General features: G+C 73.4%; 12 protein-coding genes. 5 read left to right on the top strand and 7 right to left on the bottom strand.

Going from position 1 to position 12,890, the window contains the following annotated elements; all coding sequences use genetic code 11:
* Positions 1 to 32: 32 nt before the first annotated feature.
* The 3 genes from OG559_RS27325 to OG559_RS27315 are packed head-to-tail and all read right to left on the bottom strand — an operon-like array spanning position 33 to position 2,082.
* Positions 33 to 863 (bottom strand): ABC transporter permease, encoded by an 831-nt coding sequence (locus tag OG559_RS27325; protein WP_405117014.1) that lies wholly within the window; start codon positions 861 to 863, stop codon positions 33 to 35.
* Positions 860 to 1,663: a molybdate ABC transporter substrate-binding protein gene (modA, locus tag OG559_RS27320; RefSeq protein ID WP_405108845.1), complete on the bottom strand. Its 804-nt coding sequence runs from the start codon at positions 1,661 to 1,663 to the stop codon at positions 860 to 862. Before modA ends, OG559_RS27325 begins: the two co-directional genes overlap by 4 nt.
* Entirely contained in the window at positions 1,660 to 2,082 is a 423-nt protein-coding gene (locus OG559_RS27315; RefSeq protein WP_405108843.1) for a molybdopterin-binding protein, read from the bottom strand. Before OG559_RS27315 ends, modA begins: the two co-directional genes overlap by 4 nt.
* Before the next feature lie 191 nt (positions 2,083 to 2,273).
* Between OG559_RS27315 and OG559_RS27310 the strand changes: the two genes are divergently transcribed.
* The gene (locus tag OG559_RS27310; protein ID WP_405108840.1) at positions 2,274 to 3,848 is read left to right on the top strand and encodes a glutamate synthase-related protein; all 1,575 of its coding nucleotides are present in this window, start codon (positions 2,274 to 2,276) and stop codon (positions 3,846 to 3,848) included.
* Between the two features lie 132 nt (positions 3,849 to 3,980).
* On the opposite strand, the gene OG559_RS27305 is transcribed toward OG559_RS27310, so the two are convergent.
* Both OG559_RS27305 and OG559_RS27300 read right to left on the bottom strand, forming a co-directional pair.
* Complete coding sequence (locus OG559_RS27305) at positions 3,981 to 5,165, bottom strand: acyl-CoA dehydrogenase family protein (protein ID WP_405108837.1); 1,185 nt, start codon at positions 5,163 to 5,165, stop codon at positions 3,981 to 3,983.
* Positions 5,166 to 5,295: 130 nt separating this feature from the next.
* A complete protein-coding gene (locus OG559_RS27300; RefSeq protein WP_405108834.1) occupies positions 5,296 to 6,141 on the bottom strand; it encodes a maleylpyruvate isomerase family mycothiol-dependent enzyme in 846 nt (281 codons plus the stop codon).
* 137 nt (positions 6,142 to 6,278) lie between these two features.
* Between OG559_RS27300 and OG559_RS27295 the strand changes: the two genes are divergently transcribed.
* Positions 6,279 to 7,217 carry a hypothetical protein gene (locus OG559_RS27295; RefSeq protein ID WP_405108831.1) on the top strand — a complete coding sequence of 313 codons (939 nt, stop codon included), beginning with the start codon at positions 6,279 to 6,281 and terminating at the stop codon, positions 7,215 to 7,217.
* Positions 7,218 to 7,269: 52 nt separating this feature from the next.
* Here OG559_RS27295 and OG559_RS27290 read toward each other — a convergent pair whose 3' ends face one another.
* Positions 7,270 to 7,821 (bottom strand): carboxymuconolactone decarboxylase family protein, encoded by a 552-nt coding sequence (locus OG559_RS27290; RefSeq protein WP_405108828.1) that lies wholly within the window; start codon positions 7,819 to 7,821, stop codon positions 7,270 to 7,272.
* Between the two features lie 236 nt (positions 7,822 to 8,057).
* On the opposite strand from OG559_RS27290, the gene OG559_RS27285 reads away from it, so the two are divergent.
* The 3 genes from OG559_RS27285 to OG559_RS27275 all read left to right on the top strand — a co-directional run bounded on the left by OG559_RS27285 (position 8,058) and on the right by OG559_RS27275 (position 11,270).
* Positions 8,058 to 9,224, top strand: coding sequence for a M20/M25/M40 family metallo-hydrolase (locus OG559_RS27285; RefSeq protein WP_405108826.1), 1,167 nt, complete (start codon positions 8,058 to 8,060; stop codon positions 9,222 to 9,224).
* Between the two features lie 145 nt (positions 9,225 to 9,369).
* Positions 9,370 to 10,488: a glutamate--cysteine ligase gene (locus OG559_RS27280; protein WP_405108824.1), complete on the top strand. Its 1,119-nt coding sequence runs from the start codon at positions 9,370 to 9,372 to the stop codon at positions 10,486 to 10,488.
* A gap of 182 nt (positions 10,489 to 10,670) precedes the next feature.
* Positions 10,671 to 11,270, top strand: coding sequence for a nitroreductase family protein (locus tag OG559_RS27275; RefSeq protein ID WP_405117011.1), 600 nt, complete (start codon positions 10,671 to 10,673; stop codon positions 11,268 to 11,270).
* Positions 11,271 to 11,273: 3 nt separating this feature from the next.
* Here OG559_RS27275 and OG559_RS27270 read toward each other — a convergent pair whose 3' ends face one another.
* Complete coding sequence (locus tag OG559_RS27270; RefSeq protein ID WP_405108821.1) at positions 11,274 to 12,827, bottom strand: NAD(P)-binding domain-containing protein; 1,554 nt, start codon at positions 12,825 to 12,827, stop codon at positions 11,274 to 11,276.
* Positions 12,828 to 12,890 lie beyond the last annotated feature (63 nt).

Genomic DNA, 12,890 nt, shown 5'->3' with positions numbered 1-12,890 from the left:
GGGGTCGCCGGCGTCCGAACCGGCGGCGGCGGTCACAGGCCGGCCGTCCACTTGTCGCGCAGCCCGGCGAGGATGGCCACGGAGACGGTGAGCAGGACGAGGCTGAGCACGATCGCGGCCTCCAGGTCGGTCTCCAGGGCCAGGTACACGGCCAGGGGCATGGTCTGGGTACGGCCCGGGAAGTTGCCGGCGAAGGTGATGGTGGCGCCGAACTCGCCGAGGGCGCGGGCCCAGCACAGCATCGCCCCGGCGGCCACGCCGGGGGCGACCAGCGGCAGGGTGACGTGCGTGAAGGTGGTCCACCGGCCGGCCCCGAGGGTGGCGGCGGCCTCCTCGTACCGGACGTCGGCGCCGCGCAGCGCGCCCTCGACGGCGATGACCAGGAACGGCATGGCCACGAACGCCTCGGCGAGGACGACCCCGGCGGTGGTGAACGGCAGGGTGATCCCGAAGGTGGCGTCGAGCCAGCCGCCGAGCAGGCCACGCCGCCCGAAGACCAGCAGCAGAGCGACGCCGCCGACCACCGGCGGGAGCACCAGCGGCACGGTGACCAGCGCCCGGACCAACCGCCGGCCGGGGAACTCCAGCCTGGCCAGCAGCCACGCCAGGGGCACGCCGAGGACGACGCAGACCAGCGTGGCGACCGTGGCGGTGAGCAGGGACAGCCGCAGCGCGGTGAGCACCCCCGGCGCGGCCAGCCGCTGCGGCAGGGTGGCCCACGGAGCGCGGGCGAGCAGCCCGGCGAGGGGCAGCACGAGGAAGATCAGCCCGAGCCCGGCCGGGACGAACAGGGCGACGGGCATCCGCCGCCCGGGGACGCGGCGGCGCGGTGTCGCCGGGCGGGCTCGTACCACCGGGGTCAGGCCCGCGGGGGCTGGAACCCGGCGGCGGTCAGCGCGGCGCGGCCCCGCTCGGACCGCACGTACGCGACGAGCTCCCGGGCTGCGGCCGGGTTGCCGGCCTGTCGAAGCACGACGATCGGGTAGTCGTTGACGGCCTCGGCGGACTCGGGGAACTCCACGGCGTCCACCTCGGACGCGGCGGCGGCGTCGGTGCGGTAGACCAGCGCGGCGTCGACCTCGCCGAGGCGCAGCTTGGACAGCGCGCCCTTGACGTCCTGTTCGAGGGTGACCGGGGTGAGCGGCACGCCGGCGGCGTCGAGGGCGGTGCGGGCCGCCGCCCCGCAGGGCACCTGCGGGGCGCACAGCGCGACCTTCGTCCCGGGCCGGGTCAGGTCGGCCAGCCCGGCCACCGACCGCGGATTGCCCTCCGCCACGGCGATGACGAGCTGGTTACGGGCGAAGGTGACCGGGGGGCCGTCGGCGTTGCCGGCGTCGGTGACCGTACGCATGGTGGCCGGGGACGCGGCGGCGAACACGTCGGCGGGCGCGCCCTGGTTGACCTGGGTGGCCAGGGCGGAGCTGCCGGCGAAGCTGAAGGTGACCGTCGTGCCCGGGTGGGCGGCCTCGAACTCGGCGCCCAGCCGGGTGAACGACTCGGTCAGTGACGCCGCCGCGAAGACGGTGACCGGGCCACGCACCCCGTCGCCACTCGCGGACGGATCGGAGCCGCCGGCGCAGCCGGTGACGGCGAGGGCCAGGGCGACCGCCCCGGTCAGGGCGGTGCGGGTCCGTCGGGTCCCCGGGTTCCCGCGTGCGGTCACGGGCCGGTCCTTCCTCGCGAGGGGTGCGGGGCCGGCCGTTCCACCACGACCGTGGTCGACTTGATCACCGCGACGGCGACCGAGCCGACCTGGAGGCCCAGGTCGTCGACCGCCTCGCGGCTCATCAGCGACACGATCCGGAACGGCCCGGCCTGGATGTCGACCTGGGCCATCACGGCGTCCTTCACCACGGCGGTGACGATGCCGCGCAGCCGGTTGCGGGCCGACGACAGCTCGGCGTGCTCCTCGGGCGCGGCAGCCGCGGCGCGGACGAACGCGGCCAGGTCGGCGCCGTCGAGCACCCGGTGGCCGTGCTCGTCGCGGGTGGCGGCGAGGCGGCCGGCGTCGACCCAGCGCCGCACCGTGTCGGTGCTGACGCCGAGAAGTTCGGCCGCCTCGCCGATCCGGAACACCGTCACGGAGGGCACTATACCGTGCCGCCGATGCGGCCCGAAAGCTCACCAGATCCCCGCATCTGCGGCGTCTGCACCAGCGCAGTGTTCGCAAATGCGCCGTCACACCGAGGCCGGGCCGCCGGGTCGGCATGCGTCCCAGGCGGACGGGACTCGCCGGCCGTGCGAAATCCGGCGACCCCGGGGAGACTGACGGCATGAGATGGGTCCGTCGAACCGTGCCCGCCGTCGCCGCCGCCGTCGCGGCGCTGGCCGCCCGTGACGTCCTGCAGCGTGACCACGCGCTGCTGCGCAACTTCCCGGTGATCGGTCGGGCCCGGTACCTGCTGGAGTCGATCGGGCCGGAGTTGCGGCAGTACATCGTGGCCGGCAACAACGAGGAGCGGCCGTTCACGCGCGACCAGCGGCGCTGGGTGTACGCCTCGGCGAAGCAGGAGAACAACTACTTCGGGTTCGGCACCGACAACGACATCGAGTACACCGCCGGGTACGCGATCATCAAGCACCGTACGTTCGGCCGGACGGTGCCGCCGTCGTCGCCGACGGCCGGGCACGACGTACGGCTGCCGTGCGCCAAGGTGCTCGGGGCGGCCCGGGGACGGGCGCGGGCCTTCCGGCCGGAGTCGGTGGTCAACGTCTCCGGGATGAGCTTCGGATCGCTGTCCGGCAACGCCGTGGCGGCCCTCAACCGGGGGGCGGCCCTGGCCGGTTGCCTGCAGAACACCGGCGAGGGGGGCCTGTCCCCGTACCACCGGCGGGGTGGGGAGCTGGTGTTCCAGCTCGGCACCGCGTACTTCGGCTGCCGCGACGAGCACGGCCGGTTCGACCTCGCCCGGCTCAGGGACCTGGTCGCCGGCGCGCCGGTACGGGCGCTGGAGGTCAAGCTCAGCCAGGGCGCCAAACCGACCCTGGGCGGGCTGTTGCCGGCGGCGAAGGTGTCGGCGGAGATCGCCGCGACCCGGGGCATCCCGCAGGGCCGGGACTGCGTCAGCCCGTCCCGGCACGCCGAGTTCTCCGACTGCGACAGCCTGCTGGACTGGGTGGAACTGCTGGCCGCCGAGACCGGCCTGCCGGTGGGGATCAAGTCCGCCGTCGGTGACCTCGGTTTCTGGGAGGAGCTGACCACCCTGATGCGCGACACCGGCCGCGGGGTCGACTTCGTCACCGTCGACGGCGGCGAGGGCGGCACCGGCGCCGCCCCGCTGATCTTCACCGACTCGGTGTCGCTGCCGTTCCAGCAGGGCTTCTCCCGGGTGTACAAGGTCTTCGCCGAGCAGGGCCTGCACGAGCAGGTCGTCTTCGTCGGCGCCGGCAAGCTGGGCCTGCCGGACAATGCGGTGGTGGCGTTCGCGCTCGGCTGCGACATGGTCAACGTCGGCCGGGAGGCGATGCTGGCGATCGGCTGCATCCAGGCGCAGAAGTGCCACACCGACACCTGCCCGACCGGGGTCGCCACCCAGAACCCGTGGCTGGCCCGGGGCCTGGACCCGGTGTCGAAGTCGGTGCGAGCGGCGAACTACCTGCGGACGCTGCGGCGGGACCTGGTCAAGGTCGCGGAGGCGTGCGGGGTGGAGCACCCCGGGCTGATCGACGCCGACGCGGTGGAGATCCTCGGCGGCCGGACCTCCTCCACGCCGCTGCGGGAGGTCTACGGCTACCGCCCGGACTGGGGCCTGCCGTCGGCCGCAGACCGGGAGGAGATCGTCCGCCTGATGACCCCCGAGGCGCCGAGGGGCGGCACCGCGACGCCCTCCCCCACCGCCATACCCTGACGGCGGCGACGCGTCGGGCGTCGTACGCACGCGCATCGGGACAGTGACCGGCGGCGGCCCCGCCCCGGTCCGGACGCAGGCGCCCGGGGCCCTCCCACCAGCGGCGGTGGGAGAGCCCCGCGACGCGAGGCGTCACAGGTAGAGGGTGTTGGGCTCCAGCCCGCACAGCACCCGGCCGTACAGCTCGGTGTTGACGTCCGGGACGACGAGGCCGTGCAGCGCGGCGGAGGTGATGTCCCGCACGATGCGCTGGATCGGCACGTCGCTGTAGATGGAGGTGCCGCCGCTGGCCATCTGGAAGATGTCGGCGACCTCCTTGGCCAGGCGGGCCGCCTCGCCCTGGTCGGCGCGTGCCCGGACCCGCTCCTCGACGGTCCACGCCTCGCCGCTGAACGCCTTGTGGTCGACGACCTCGGCGATCCGCCGGGCGTGGAACAACGCCTGGTCGATCTTGTGGGCGGCGGAGCCGACCCGCAGGTGGGTCAGCGGGGCCTCGGCCTGGCTCGGGTACTCGGTGTAGATGATCTTCCGGTCGGGCAGCCGCTCGAAGAAGCTGTCCCACGCCGCCTTGGCCAGGCCGGCGAGCATGCCGGCGCCGGAGACGGCGGCGACCAGGGTGGCCGGGGTGGAGTAGATGGGAATGTTCCGGTTGGTCTCGGACAGGGTGTCCGGACCGAGCGCGGCCCCCAGCGGGATGACCCGCTCGGCGGGGAGAAAGACGTCCGTGGCCACCGTGGTGATGCTGCCGGAGCCGCGCAGCCCGGTGGTGTGCCAGTCGTCGACCAGTTCCATGTCCGACATCGGGACCATGGTCATAACCGGCTCCGGCTCGGCGCCGTCGCGCAGGATGACGGCCGCGGCCTCCATCCAGTGCGCGTGGTGCGCGCCGCTGACGAAGGGCCAGCGGCCGTTGAGGAGGTACCCGCCCTCGACCGGAACCATGGTGCCCTTGGGGGCGTTGGTGCCGCAGACCCGCACGTCCGGGGTCGAGAACACCTCGTCCTGCACCTCGTCGGGGAACATGCAGACCAGGTACGTGGGAATCCAGTTGACCATCGCCACCCAGGCCACCGAGCCGTCGATGCGGCCCAGCGCCGCGCCGACCTCGACCAGGGTGGCGCCGTCGCACTCGTAGCCGCCGTACCGCTTGGGCACCCGCATCCGGAAGATGCCCGCCTCGGCCATCGCCTCGACCGTCGCCTCGTGCAGCCGCCGGTTCTCCTCCGACCACGCGATGTGCTCCCGGAGCACCGGCTCGGCCTTGGCGACCCGGCGGAGGATCTCCTCGCGCGTGGGGGTCTCAGTGATCGTCACCATTTCCTCCTTGAAGGCTCTCCGGTCCGTGGACCTTGTCCCCCTCACGGTCGCACCGGCTGCCGCGCGGACACTTCTTCCGTATTGCGGGGGTGCCCCGGAGCCGGTTCCGGGGGACGCCACGGCCCTCGGCTCAGGACGGCATCCGCATGGTCCGCAGGAAGACGGGCAGCAACCAGGGCCGCCGCCCGCCGACGGACAGCTTGCGGGCGAGCACCGCACGCACCCGGTGCACCCGCCCGAACAGCATCAGGGTGAAGGTGGCCGGGTCGAAGGAGAGCCGGACGTCCGGGCGCGGGTCCGGCGGTCCCACCGACACCCGCCCGTCGACCAGGGCCAAAGTCACCTCCGGGCCGAAGCGGTGCCGGAAGTTCACCGAGATCCGTCCCGGGCGCGCCGGGGCGTCGCGGTCCAGCAGCCGGCCGTAGCTGCGGCGGGTCAGGTCGACCAGGAACAGGTCGACGAAGAGCGCGGCGTCGGCGGGGTCGATGACCCATCGCCTCCCGAGCGCCCGGGCGATGTCCCAGGCGTGGATGTTCAGCTCGTTGAGCAGGTGGGCCAGCAGCCCGGTGACCGGTAGCCGCGCGCCGCCCAGCCAGGACACCTCGTGCTCCGGCCCGGTCTCCCCGACCGCCCGCAGCACCTCCTCGACGTCGGCGCGCAGCCGGTCGGCCAGGACCGGCAGGCGCCGCTCGGTGAACTGCCGCAGCACCTCGGCGTTCATCACCGAGATGGTGTCGACCGTGGTGCGGCGACGCAGGTCGAGCAGGCCGGGCACCGGAAGGTCGGGCGGGGTCTCCCGGACGAGGGACAGGCCCATCGCGGCGACGCCGCACACATGGGCCATGGTGTCGGCCACCGTCCAGTGCGCGGTGGCGGCCCGGTCGGGCGGGGCGTCCTCGACGAGGTCGAGCAGCCGCCCCAGGACGACGGGCACGGAGGTTCGGACGCGGCGCCACTGATGCGGGGTGACCGACATGCGTCCACGATGGACGATGCGGTAGGTGGAACGCTTGTTCGAGGTTGCCGTTCTACCGCCACGGCTGCCGTCGGGCCCGGTGCGAATTCGGCAATATCGAAGAAGCCAACGGGCGGGCCCGTCCCCACAATCCATCCATGACTGTCACCGGCAGCGCAGGCGCGGTCCACGTCGCCGCGCACACCCACCCGCGGGCGCGCGGGCGGATCGTCCTGGGCGGCGTCGCGGCGGGAGTCCTGCTCGCGGTGCTGTGGTCGTACGAGTTCGTCGACCACGTGATCGGTGACAACGTCGCCAACGCCCTGCTGGGCCACGACGCGAAGGCCACCGCCATCGGCGGCACCGTCGCGGGCCTGGTGTTCGCGTTCGTCTCCGGCCTGGCCGGCACGTTCACGGCGTGCAACATCGCCATGGCCGCCGCGGTCGGCCCGATGAGCCAGGCCGGCGGCGCCGGGGCCACCCGGGCCGGGCTGCGCGGGCTGCTGCGGCCGGTCGGCTGGCTCACCGTCGGGATGGTGGCGGTCTCCGCGGTGTACGGCTTCGTCGGCGTGCTGCTCGGCGACCGGCTGCCGCAGTTGTCCACCGACACGGTCGGCGGGCTGCCGGTGCGCCTGATCCAGTCGATGGTCGTCTTCGGCGTGATCGGGCTGGCCTTCGTCTACCTCGGGCTGGCCGCGCTCGGGACGCTGCCCGACCCGTTCGCGCACCGCCCGGTCGCCCGGGTCGTGGTGCTCGGCGCGCTGGTCGGCGGGTTCCTCATCGGCCGGCCGTACCCGCTGTTCAACAAGCTGTTCCACTGGGCGGTGGACACCGGGAACCCGCTCTACGGCGCGGGCGCGTTCGTGCTCCAGTCGCTGGGCAACATCGCCATCGTCGCCGCGCTGTTCGCGCTGATCATCGTGGCCACCCGGGGCCGGTTCATCCAGTGGCTGGCCGGCAGTCCCACCCGCACCGCCGCGGTGACCGGGGCGCTGCTGATCGCGCTGGGCGTGTTCATGGTCGTCTACTGGGACGTGCGGCTGCCCGCCATGTTCGACTACGGCTGGTTCCCCACCATGCCGTACAACGCGCGGTAGCGCCCCGCCGTGCCGACGGGCGCGTCCCCGCGCCCGCCGGTGCCCGCGCCGGTCAGGCCGAGCCCACGTACCCGCCGGTCTTGATCCGCTGCGCGGTCTCCTCGTAGGCGGCCGGGTCCTCCGGCAGCCGGGTGCCGAGCCCGTCGACGTAGCGGTTGAACATGCAGAACGCGGCGGCGATCAGCACCGCGTCGTGGATCTCCAGATCGGTGGCGCCCTCGGCGCGGGCCGCGTCGACCAGCTCCGCGCTCACCTTCCGCCCGCTCTCCTGCACCGCCGCCGCGATCCGCAGCAGGCCGCGCAGCTTCGCCGACACCTCGGCCGCGTCCAGGTCCGCCCGGACCTGCCGCACCAGCGGCATGCCGCCGTCGAGCTGGGCGGCGGCGAACGCGGAGTGCGACGAGCAGCAGAACGTGCAGTCGTTGAGCCCGGAGACGTACGCCGCGATCAGCTCCCGCTCCCCGGCCGTGAGGGTCGGGTGCGGCGCGTGCAGCAGCGCCTCGGCCAGCGCGTTGAGCGCGACGGCGGTCTCCGGTCGGTAGCCCATGAGCCCGGTGATCCCCGGGTGTTCCGCCTCGTCCAGACCCAGATCGATGTGTGCCACATGCTCTCCTCGGCGTGACAGGCCGCGGCCGGCGGCAACGCGGTCCTGCTGCGCATGGTGCCGGCCCGGCGGCCCGGGCGCTTCTTCCTGCGTGCCCCGTTCGGGCCGGTGACGCGGGCCGCGATCTCTCCCAGCGTGCCGTTCCCAGGACCGACACCTGGGTCGACACGGAGCGCCACGAGCAGGGCACGGACGCGTATTGCCGCTGCGTACGGGGCGCTGCCACGATCGGCTCCATGGTCGACACAATGGACATGCGGCAGGGGGCCCTGGCACAGGCCGGGGCCCTGGTGGACCGACTTCGCCAACTCGTGCACCAGGAATCCCCGCCCGGGGAGATACGTCAGCTGCACGCCTGCGCCGACCTGCTGGAGAGCTGGATCAGCCCGGTCCTGGGCCGCCCCGCCGTGCGGGTGATGCGCGACGGGCTGCCGCACCTGCTCTGGCCGGCCGACGACCAGCGGGTGCTGCTGCTCGGGCACTACGACACGGTGTGGCCGGAGGGGACGGTGCGGGACTGGCCCTTCGCGCTCACCGACGGCATCGCCACCGGCCCCGGGGTGTGCGACATGAAGGCCGGCATCGTCCAGATGGTCACCGCCCTGTCGCTGCTGCCCGACACCTCCCGGGTGGGGGTGCTGCTCACCTGCGACGAGGAGAGCGGATCGCCGACGTCCCGGCCGCTGATCGAGCAGCAGGCCCGGCGCTCCCGGGCGGTGCTGGTGGGCGAGCCGTCCACGGAGACGGGCGCGGTCAAGGTCGCCCGCAAGGGCGGCTCGATGTACGAGATCACCATCCGCGGCCGGGCCGCGCACGCAGGCGTGGAGCCGCACCGGGGGGTGAACGCGGCGGTCGAACTGGCCCACCAGGTGCTGGCCGTGCGGGCCTTCGCCGCCGAGGGCACCAGCGTCACGCCGACGGTGCTCAGCGCGGGCAGCATCAGCAACCAGGTGCCCGAGTCGGCGACGTTCTGCGTCGACGTGCGCGCCTGGACCCGGGAGGAGCTCGACCGGGTGGACCGGTTGATCCACGCGATGACCCCCCGGCTGACCGACGCCGCGCTGGTGGTGGGCGGCGGGATCAACCGGTACCCGCTGCAGGAGTCGGTGGCGACGCCGCTGCTGGAGATCGCCCGGCGGGCGGGCCGGGAGCTGGGCCTGCCGCCGGTGGAGGCCGCGCACGCCGCCGGGGCGTCCGACGCGAACTTCACCGGGTCGCTGGGCGTGGCCACCCTGGACGGCCTCGGCGGGGTGGGCGGCGGGTCACACGCCCGCACCGAGTGGGTGGACGTCACCCAGATGCCCGACCGTGCCGCCCTGCTCGCCGCGACGGTCGCCGGAGTGCTCGCGCAGCCGCGCCGGGGCCGCGTCGCCGCGGGCCGGGGCATCCCCGCGCGCCTCTGACGCGCGCCGCTGCTCCCCAAGCGCCGGCTCGCCCTCCATAATGGTGCGTCGAGACGGCGCAGCGCCCGGTCCCCGCGCCGCTGTCCATCCGCCGGTGGTCCGCGTTCGTGGCCGCCGGCTCAGCGAGCGGGAGGACGACCGCCCCATGACCCTCACCACGCGTCAGACCACGCCGCCGCCACGCTTCGGGGTGGAGGAGGAGTTCCTGGTCGTCGATGCCGTCACCCGGGCCCCGGCGCCCCGGGCCGCCGAGGTCGTCGGGGCGGCGTCCGCGCTGCTCGGGGAGCGGGTCTCCGGGGAGATCACCACCCTGCAACTGGAGACCCGCACCGACGCCTGCGAGACGCTCGGCGAGCTGGCCGCCCAGCTCGCCGAGGCCCGCAAGGTCGTCGCGGACTGCGCGCGGACGGCCGGGCTGCGGGTGGTGGCCACCGGCACCGCCCCCGTCGCCGGGGTGGTGCCGCCGCCGATGACCGTCGGCCCGCGTCAGAGCATGGGCAACGAGACGTACCGGGGCCTGCACGACGAGCTGGCGCTGTGCGCGCTGCACGTGCACGTGGAGATGCCGAGCCGGCAGCGGGCGGTGCTGGTCGGCAACCACCTGCGGCCGTACCTGCCGCTGCTGCTCAGCCTCACCGCGAACTCGCCGTACTGGGACGACCGCGACTCCGGGTACGCGAGCTGGCGCACCACCGTCTGGGGGCGGTGGCCGGTGGCCGGCCCGCCGCCGGTGTTCGACTCGGCGGAGCACTACGACGAGGTGGTGCAGCGACTGCTGGACGTCGGCGCCCTCGTCGACCGGGCCACCATCTTCTGGGACGTACGCCCCTCGGAGCGGCACCCGACCCTGGAGGTCCGGGTCGCCGACTCCGCCGTCACCGCCGAGGACTCGGCGCGGTACGCGGCGCTGGTGCGGGCGATGGTGGTGCACCTGTCGGCGGCCGTGGAAGCCGGCGAGCCGGCCCCGGACGTCGCCGGCGAGCTGCTGCGGGCGGCCTACTGGCGGGCGGCCCGCGACGGCCTGGACGGCGAGGGTGTGGACCCGCGCACGGGCCGGCTGCGGCCCGCGACCGCGCTGGCCCGCGACCTGCTGGACATCGTGGAGCCGGTGCTGCGCGCCCACGGCGAGCACGACCTCGTCGGGGGATGGTTGGAGCGGCTGGGAGCCGACGGCACCGGGGCGCGGCACCAGCGATCGGTGGCCCGCCGGGGCGGGACGCTCGCCGACGTCGTCGACCACCTGGCGGAGCAGACCGCGGGCTGACCCGGCCGCGTTTGCCGTCATCAACCGTGCCGTCCACGGCTCGGCGATCAGGGCAATTCCGCGCAACCAGCGGCGGGTGCCGTGGGTAATGCTGGAGAAGCCCCCGACCTGCCGATGGAGGCTCTTCCGTGAACCAGATCGCGACCACCCCGTTCCACCTGGACAGGCTGGAACCCACGCTGATGAACCGCAACGCCCGGGCGTTCGCCGACCAGATGGCGGCCCGCCGGTCGGTGCGACACTTCTCGGCCGAACCCGTGCCGCTGGGCGTCGTCGAGGAGGCCGTTCGGGCCGCCGCGACGGCGCCCAGCGGCGCCAACCTGCAACCCTGGCGCTTCGTGATGATCACCGACGCGGAGCGCAAGCACCGGCTGCGGGAGGCCGCCGAGGCCGAGGAGATCGAGTTCTACACCCGACGCGCCTCGGCCGAGTGGCTGAATGCGGTGGCCCCGATGGGCACCGACTGGCAGAAGCCGTTCCTGGAGACCGCCCCGGTGGTCATCGTCGTGTTCGAGGTCCACCAGGGCCCGCAGACCCCGAGGCCCTACTACGTCAAGGAGTCGGTCGGCATCGCCATCGGCATGCTGATCACCGCCCTGCACCTGTCCGGGCTGGCCACACTCACCCACACCCCCAGCCCGATGCGGTTCCTCAACGAGATCTGCGAGCGTCCGGCCGAGGAGCGCGCCTGCGTGGTGATGCCGGTCGGCTACCCGGCCGAGGGGGTCACCGTCCCGGAGCTGACCCGCAAGCCGCTGTCGGAGGTCATGGTCCGCCGGTAGGCGTCACCGCCCCAGATCCGCGGCGAAGAAGTCGAGCAGGGGCTGCACGTGCCGGTCCGGCCTGCGCCACTCGGCCAGCAGGTCCTCCAGCAGGTGCAGCTCCTCGACCAGTTCCCCGCCCCGGTACCGGCGCAGCACCGGGTGGATGAAGGCGCTCTCGGCGGCCCGGTCGGGCTGCGGGTGCCGCTCGATGGCGAACACGTCGGAGTACGCGTCGCGGCCCCAGCGCAGCGAGAACGTGTAGTAGTGGCTCTCGCCGCCGAACCGCTGCACCGCGTGGTCCTCGGGCAGGTCCTGGTAGTGGCGGGCCCCGCCGGCGCCGGGGTCGACGACGAGGACGTCGCAGAGGAACTCGAACTGGGTCCACAGCGCCGAGCTCCAGTTGACCCGGTCCAGCACCACCCCGGTGAGCGCCTCGGCGTCGGCCTCCACCTTCTCGTACGGCAGCGGCGCGCCCTCGTACCGCTCGCGCAGCAGGGCGGTGAGCGTCCGCAGGTTGTAGCGGAACCCGTCGATGAAGGCCGAGGACGCCTTCTTGAAGTCCCGGTCCTGGGCGAGCGTGCCGGCGAAGTACAGCCCGTCGACGTCGATCGACTGCCAGTCGGGCCGGGTGACCGGCAGCCGCCCGCTGGGCACCCTCGCCGGGCGACAGTTCTCGGCGAACATCGAGGTGTCCATGGCGAAGCCGGTGCAGCGCAGGACGGTCTCGTACTCCATGACGGCCGTCTCGCCGTCGGCGTGGGTGTAGGTCAGGTGCACCTCGTACCTGTCGCCCACCGGACGGATCTCGTCGATGACGCAGTCGAGCACCGAGTGCAGGGTCTTGAACTGGTAGCTGTCCAGAACGGCGCCGTGGTGGCCCCGCACGTCGCCGGGGTGCTTGGTGTTCCAGGCCAGCCGCATCGGCCGGGGGCTGGCCAGGTGGATCATGGCGGCGTGCCCGAGGATCGCCGAGGCGGTCTCGAAGGCGGAGTTGCCCTTGCCGAGGATGAGCACCCGCTGGCCGGCGTAGTCGGCCGGGTCGGTGCTCATGTCCTCGTATCCGACCGCGTGCTCGATGCCGCGCACGTCGGGGACGTTCGGGGGGCCCCAGCCGGCGGCCACCACGACGCAGTCGGCGTGCAGCAGTCGGCCGCCGGCCCGCACGAGGAAGCCGTCGTCGGTCTTCTCGACCCGTTCGACGGTGGTGTCGTAGCGGATGGCCAGTTGGTGGTGCCGGGCGAAGTCGCCCAGATAGCGGACCAGGTCGTCCGCGTGGGGGAAGTACTCGCGGCTGTAGTCGGAGAACGGCAGGTCGGCCGGCTCGTGCAGCAGCGAGTTCCAGTCCCAGCGCAGCCGGATCTCCGGGTCGGTGCTCGTCGTGTGCACCTTGTTCAGGGAAATCAGCCGGCGGTGCCGGGGAAACCGGCGGAAGAACTCGCCGGGGCTGGCCGCGCGTTCCAGCGTCAGATAGTCGCTGCCGGCCTGCTGGAGGTAGTAGCTCAGCTGTAGGCCGGCCGGACCTGCGCCGATGATCAGGTAACGGTGGTGCTCGGTGCCATCTGGCAGTTCGGTCATGGGTGCTCCCGCGTCGAGTACCCAAGACCATTAATGATAAATGCACTTAAGTCAATACATATC

Origin of the sequence: Micromonospora sp. NBC_01405 (assembly GCF_045040155.1) — a bacterium.
In the GTDB taxonomy this organism is placed as follows: Bacteria; Actinomycetota; Actinomycetes; order Mycobacteriales; family Micromonosporaceae; genus Micromonospora.
Note: the sequence above shows the minus strand (reverse complement) of the source record. Positions and strands in the feature narration are given on the sequence as shown.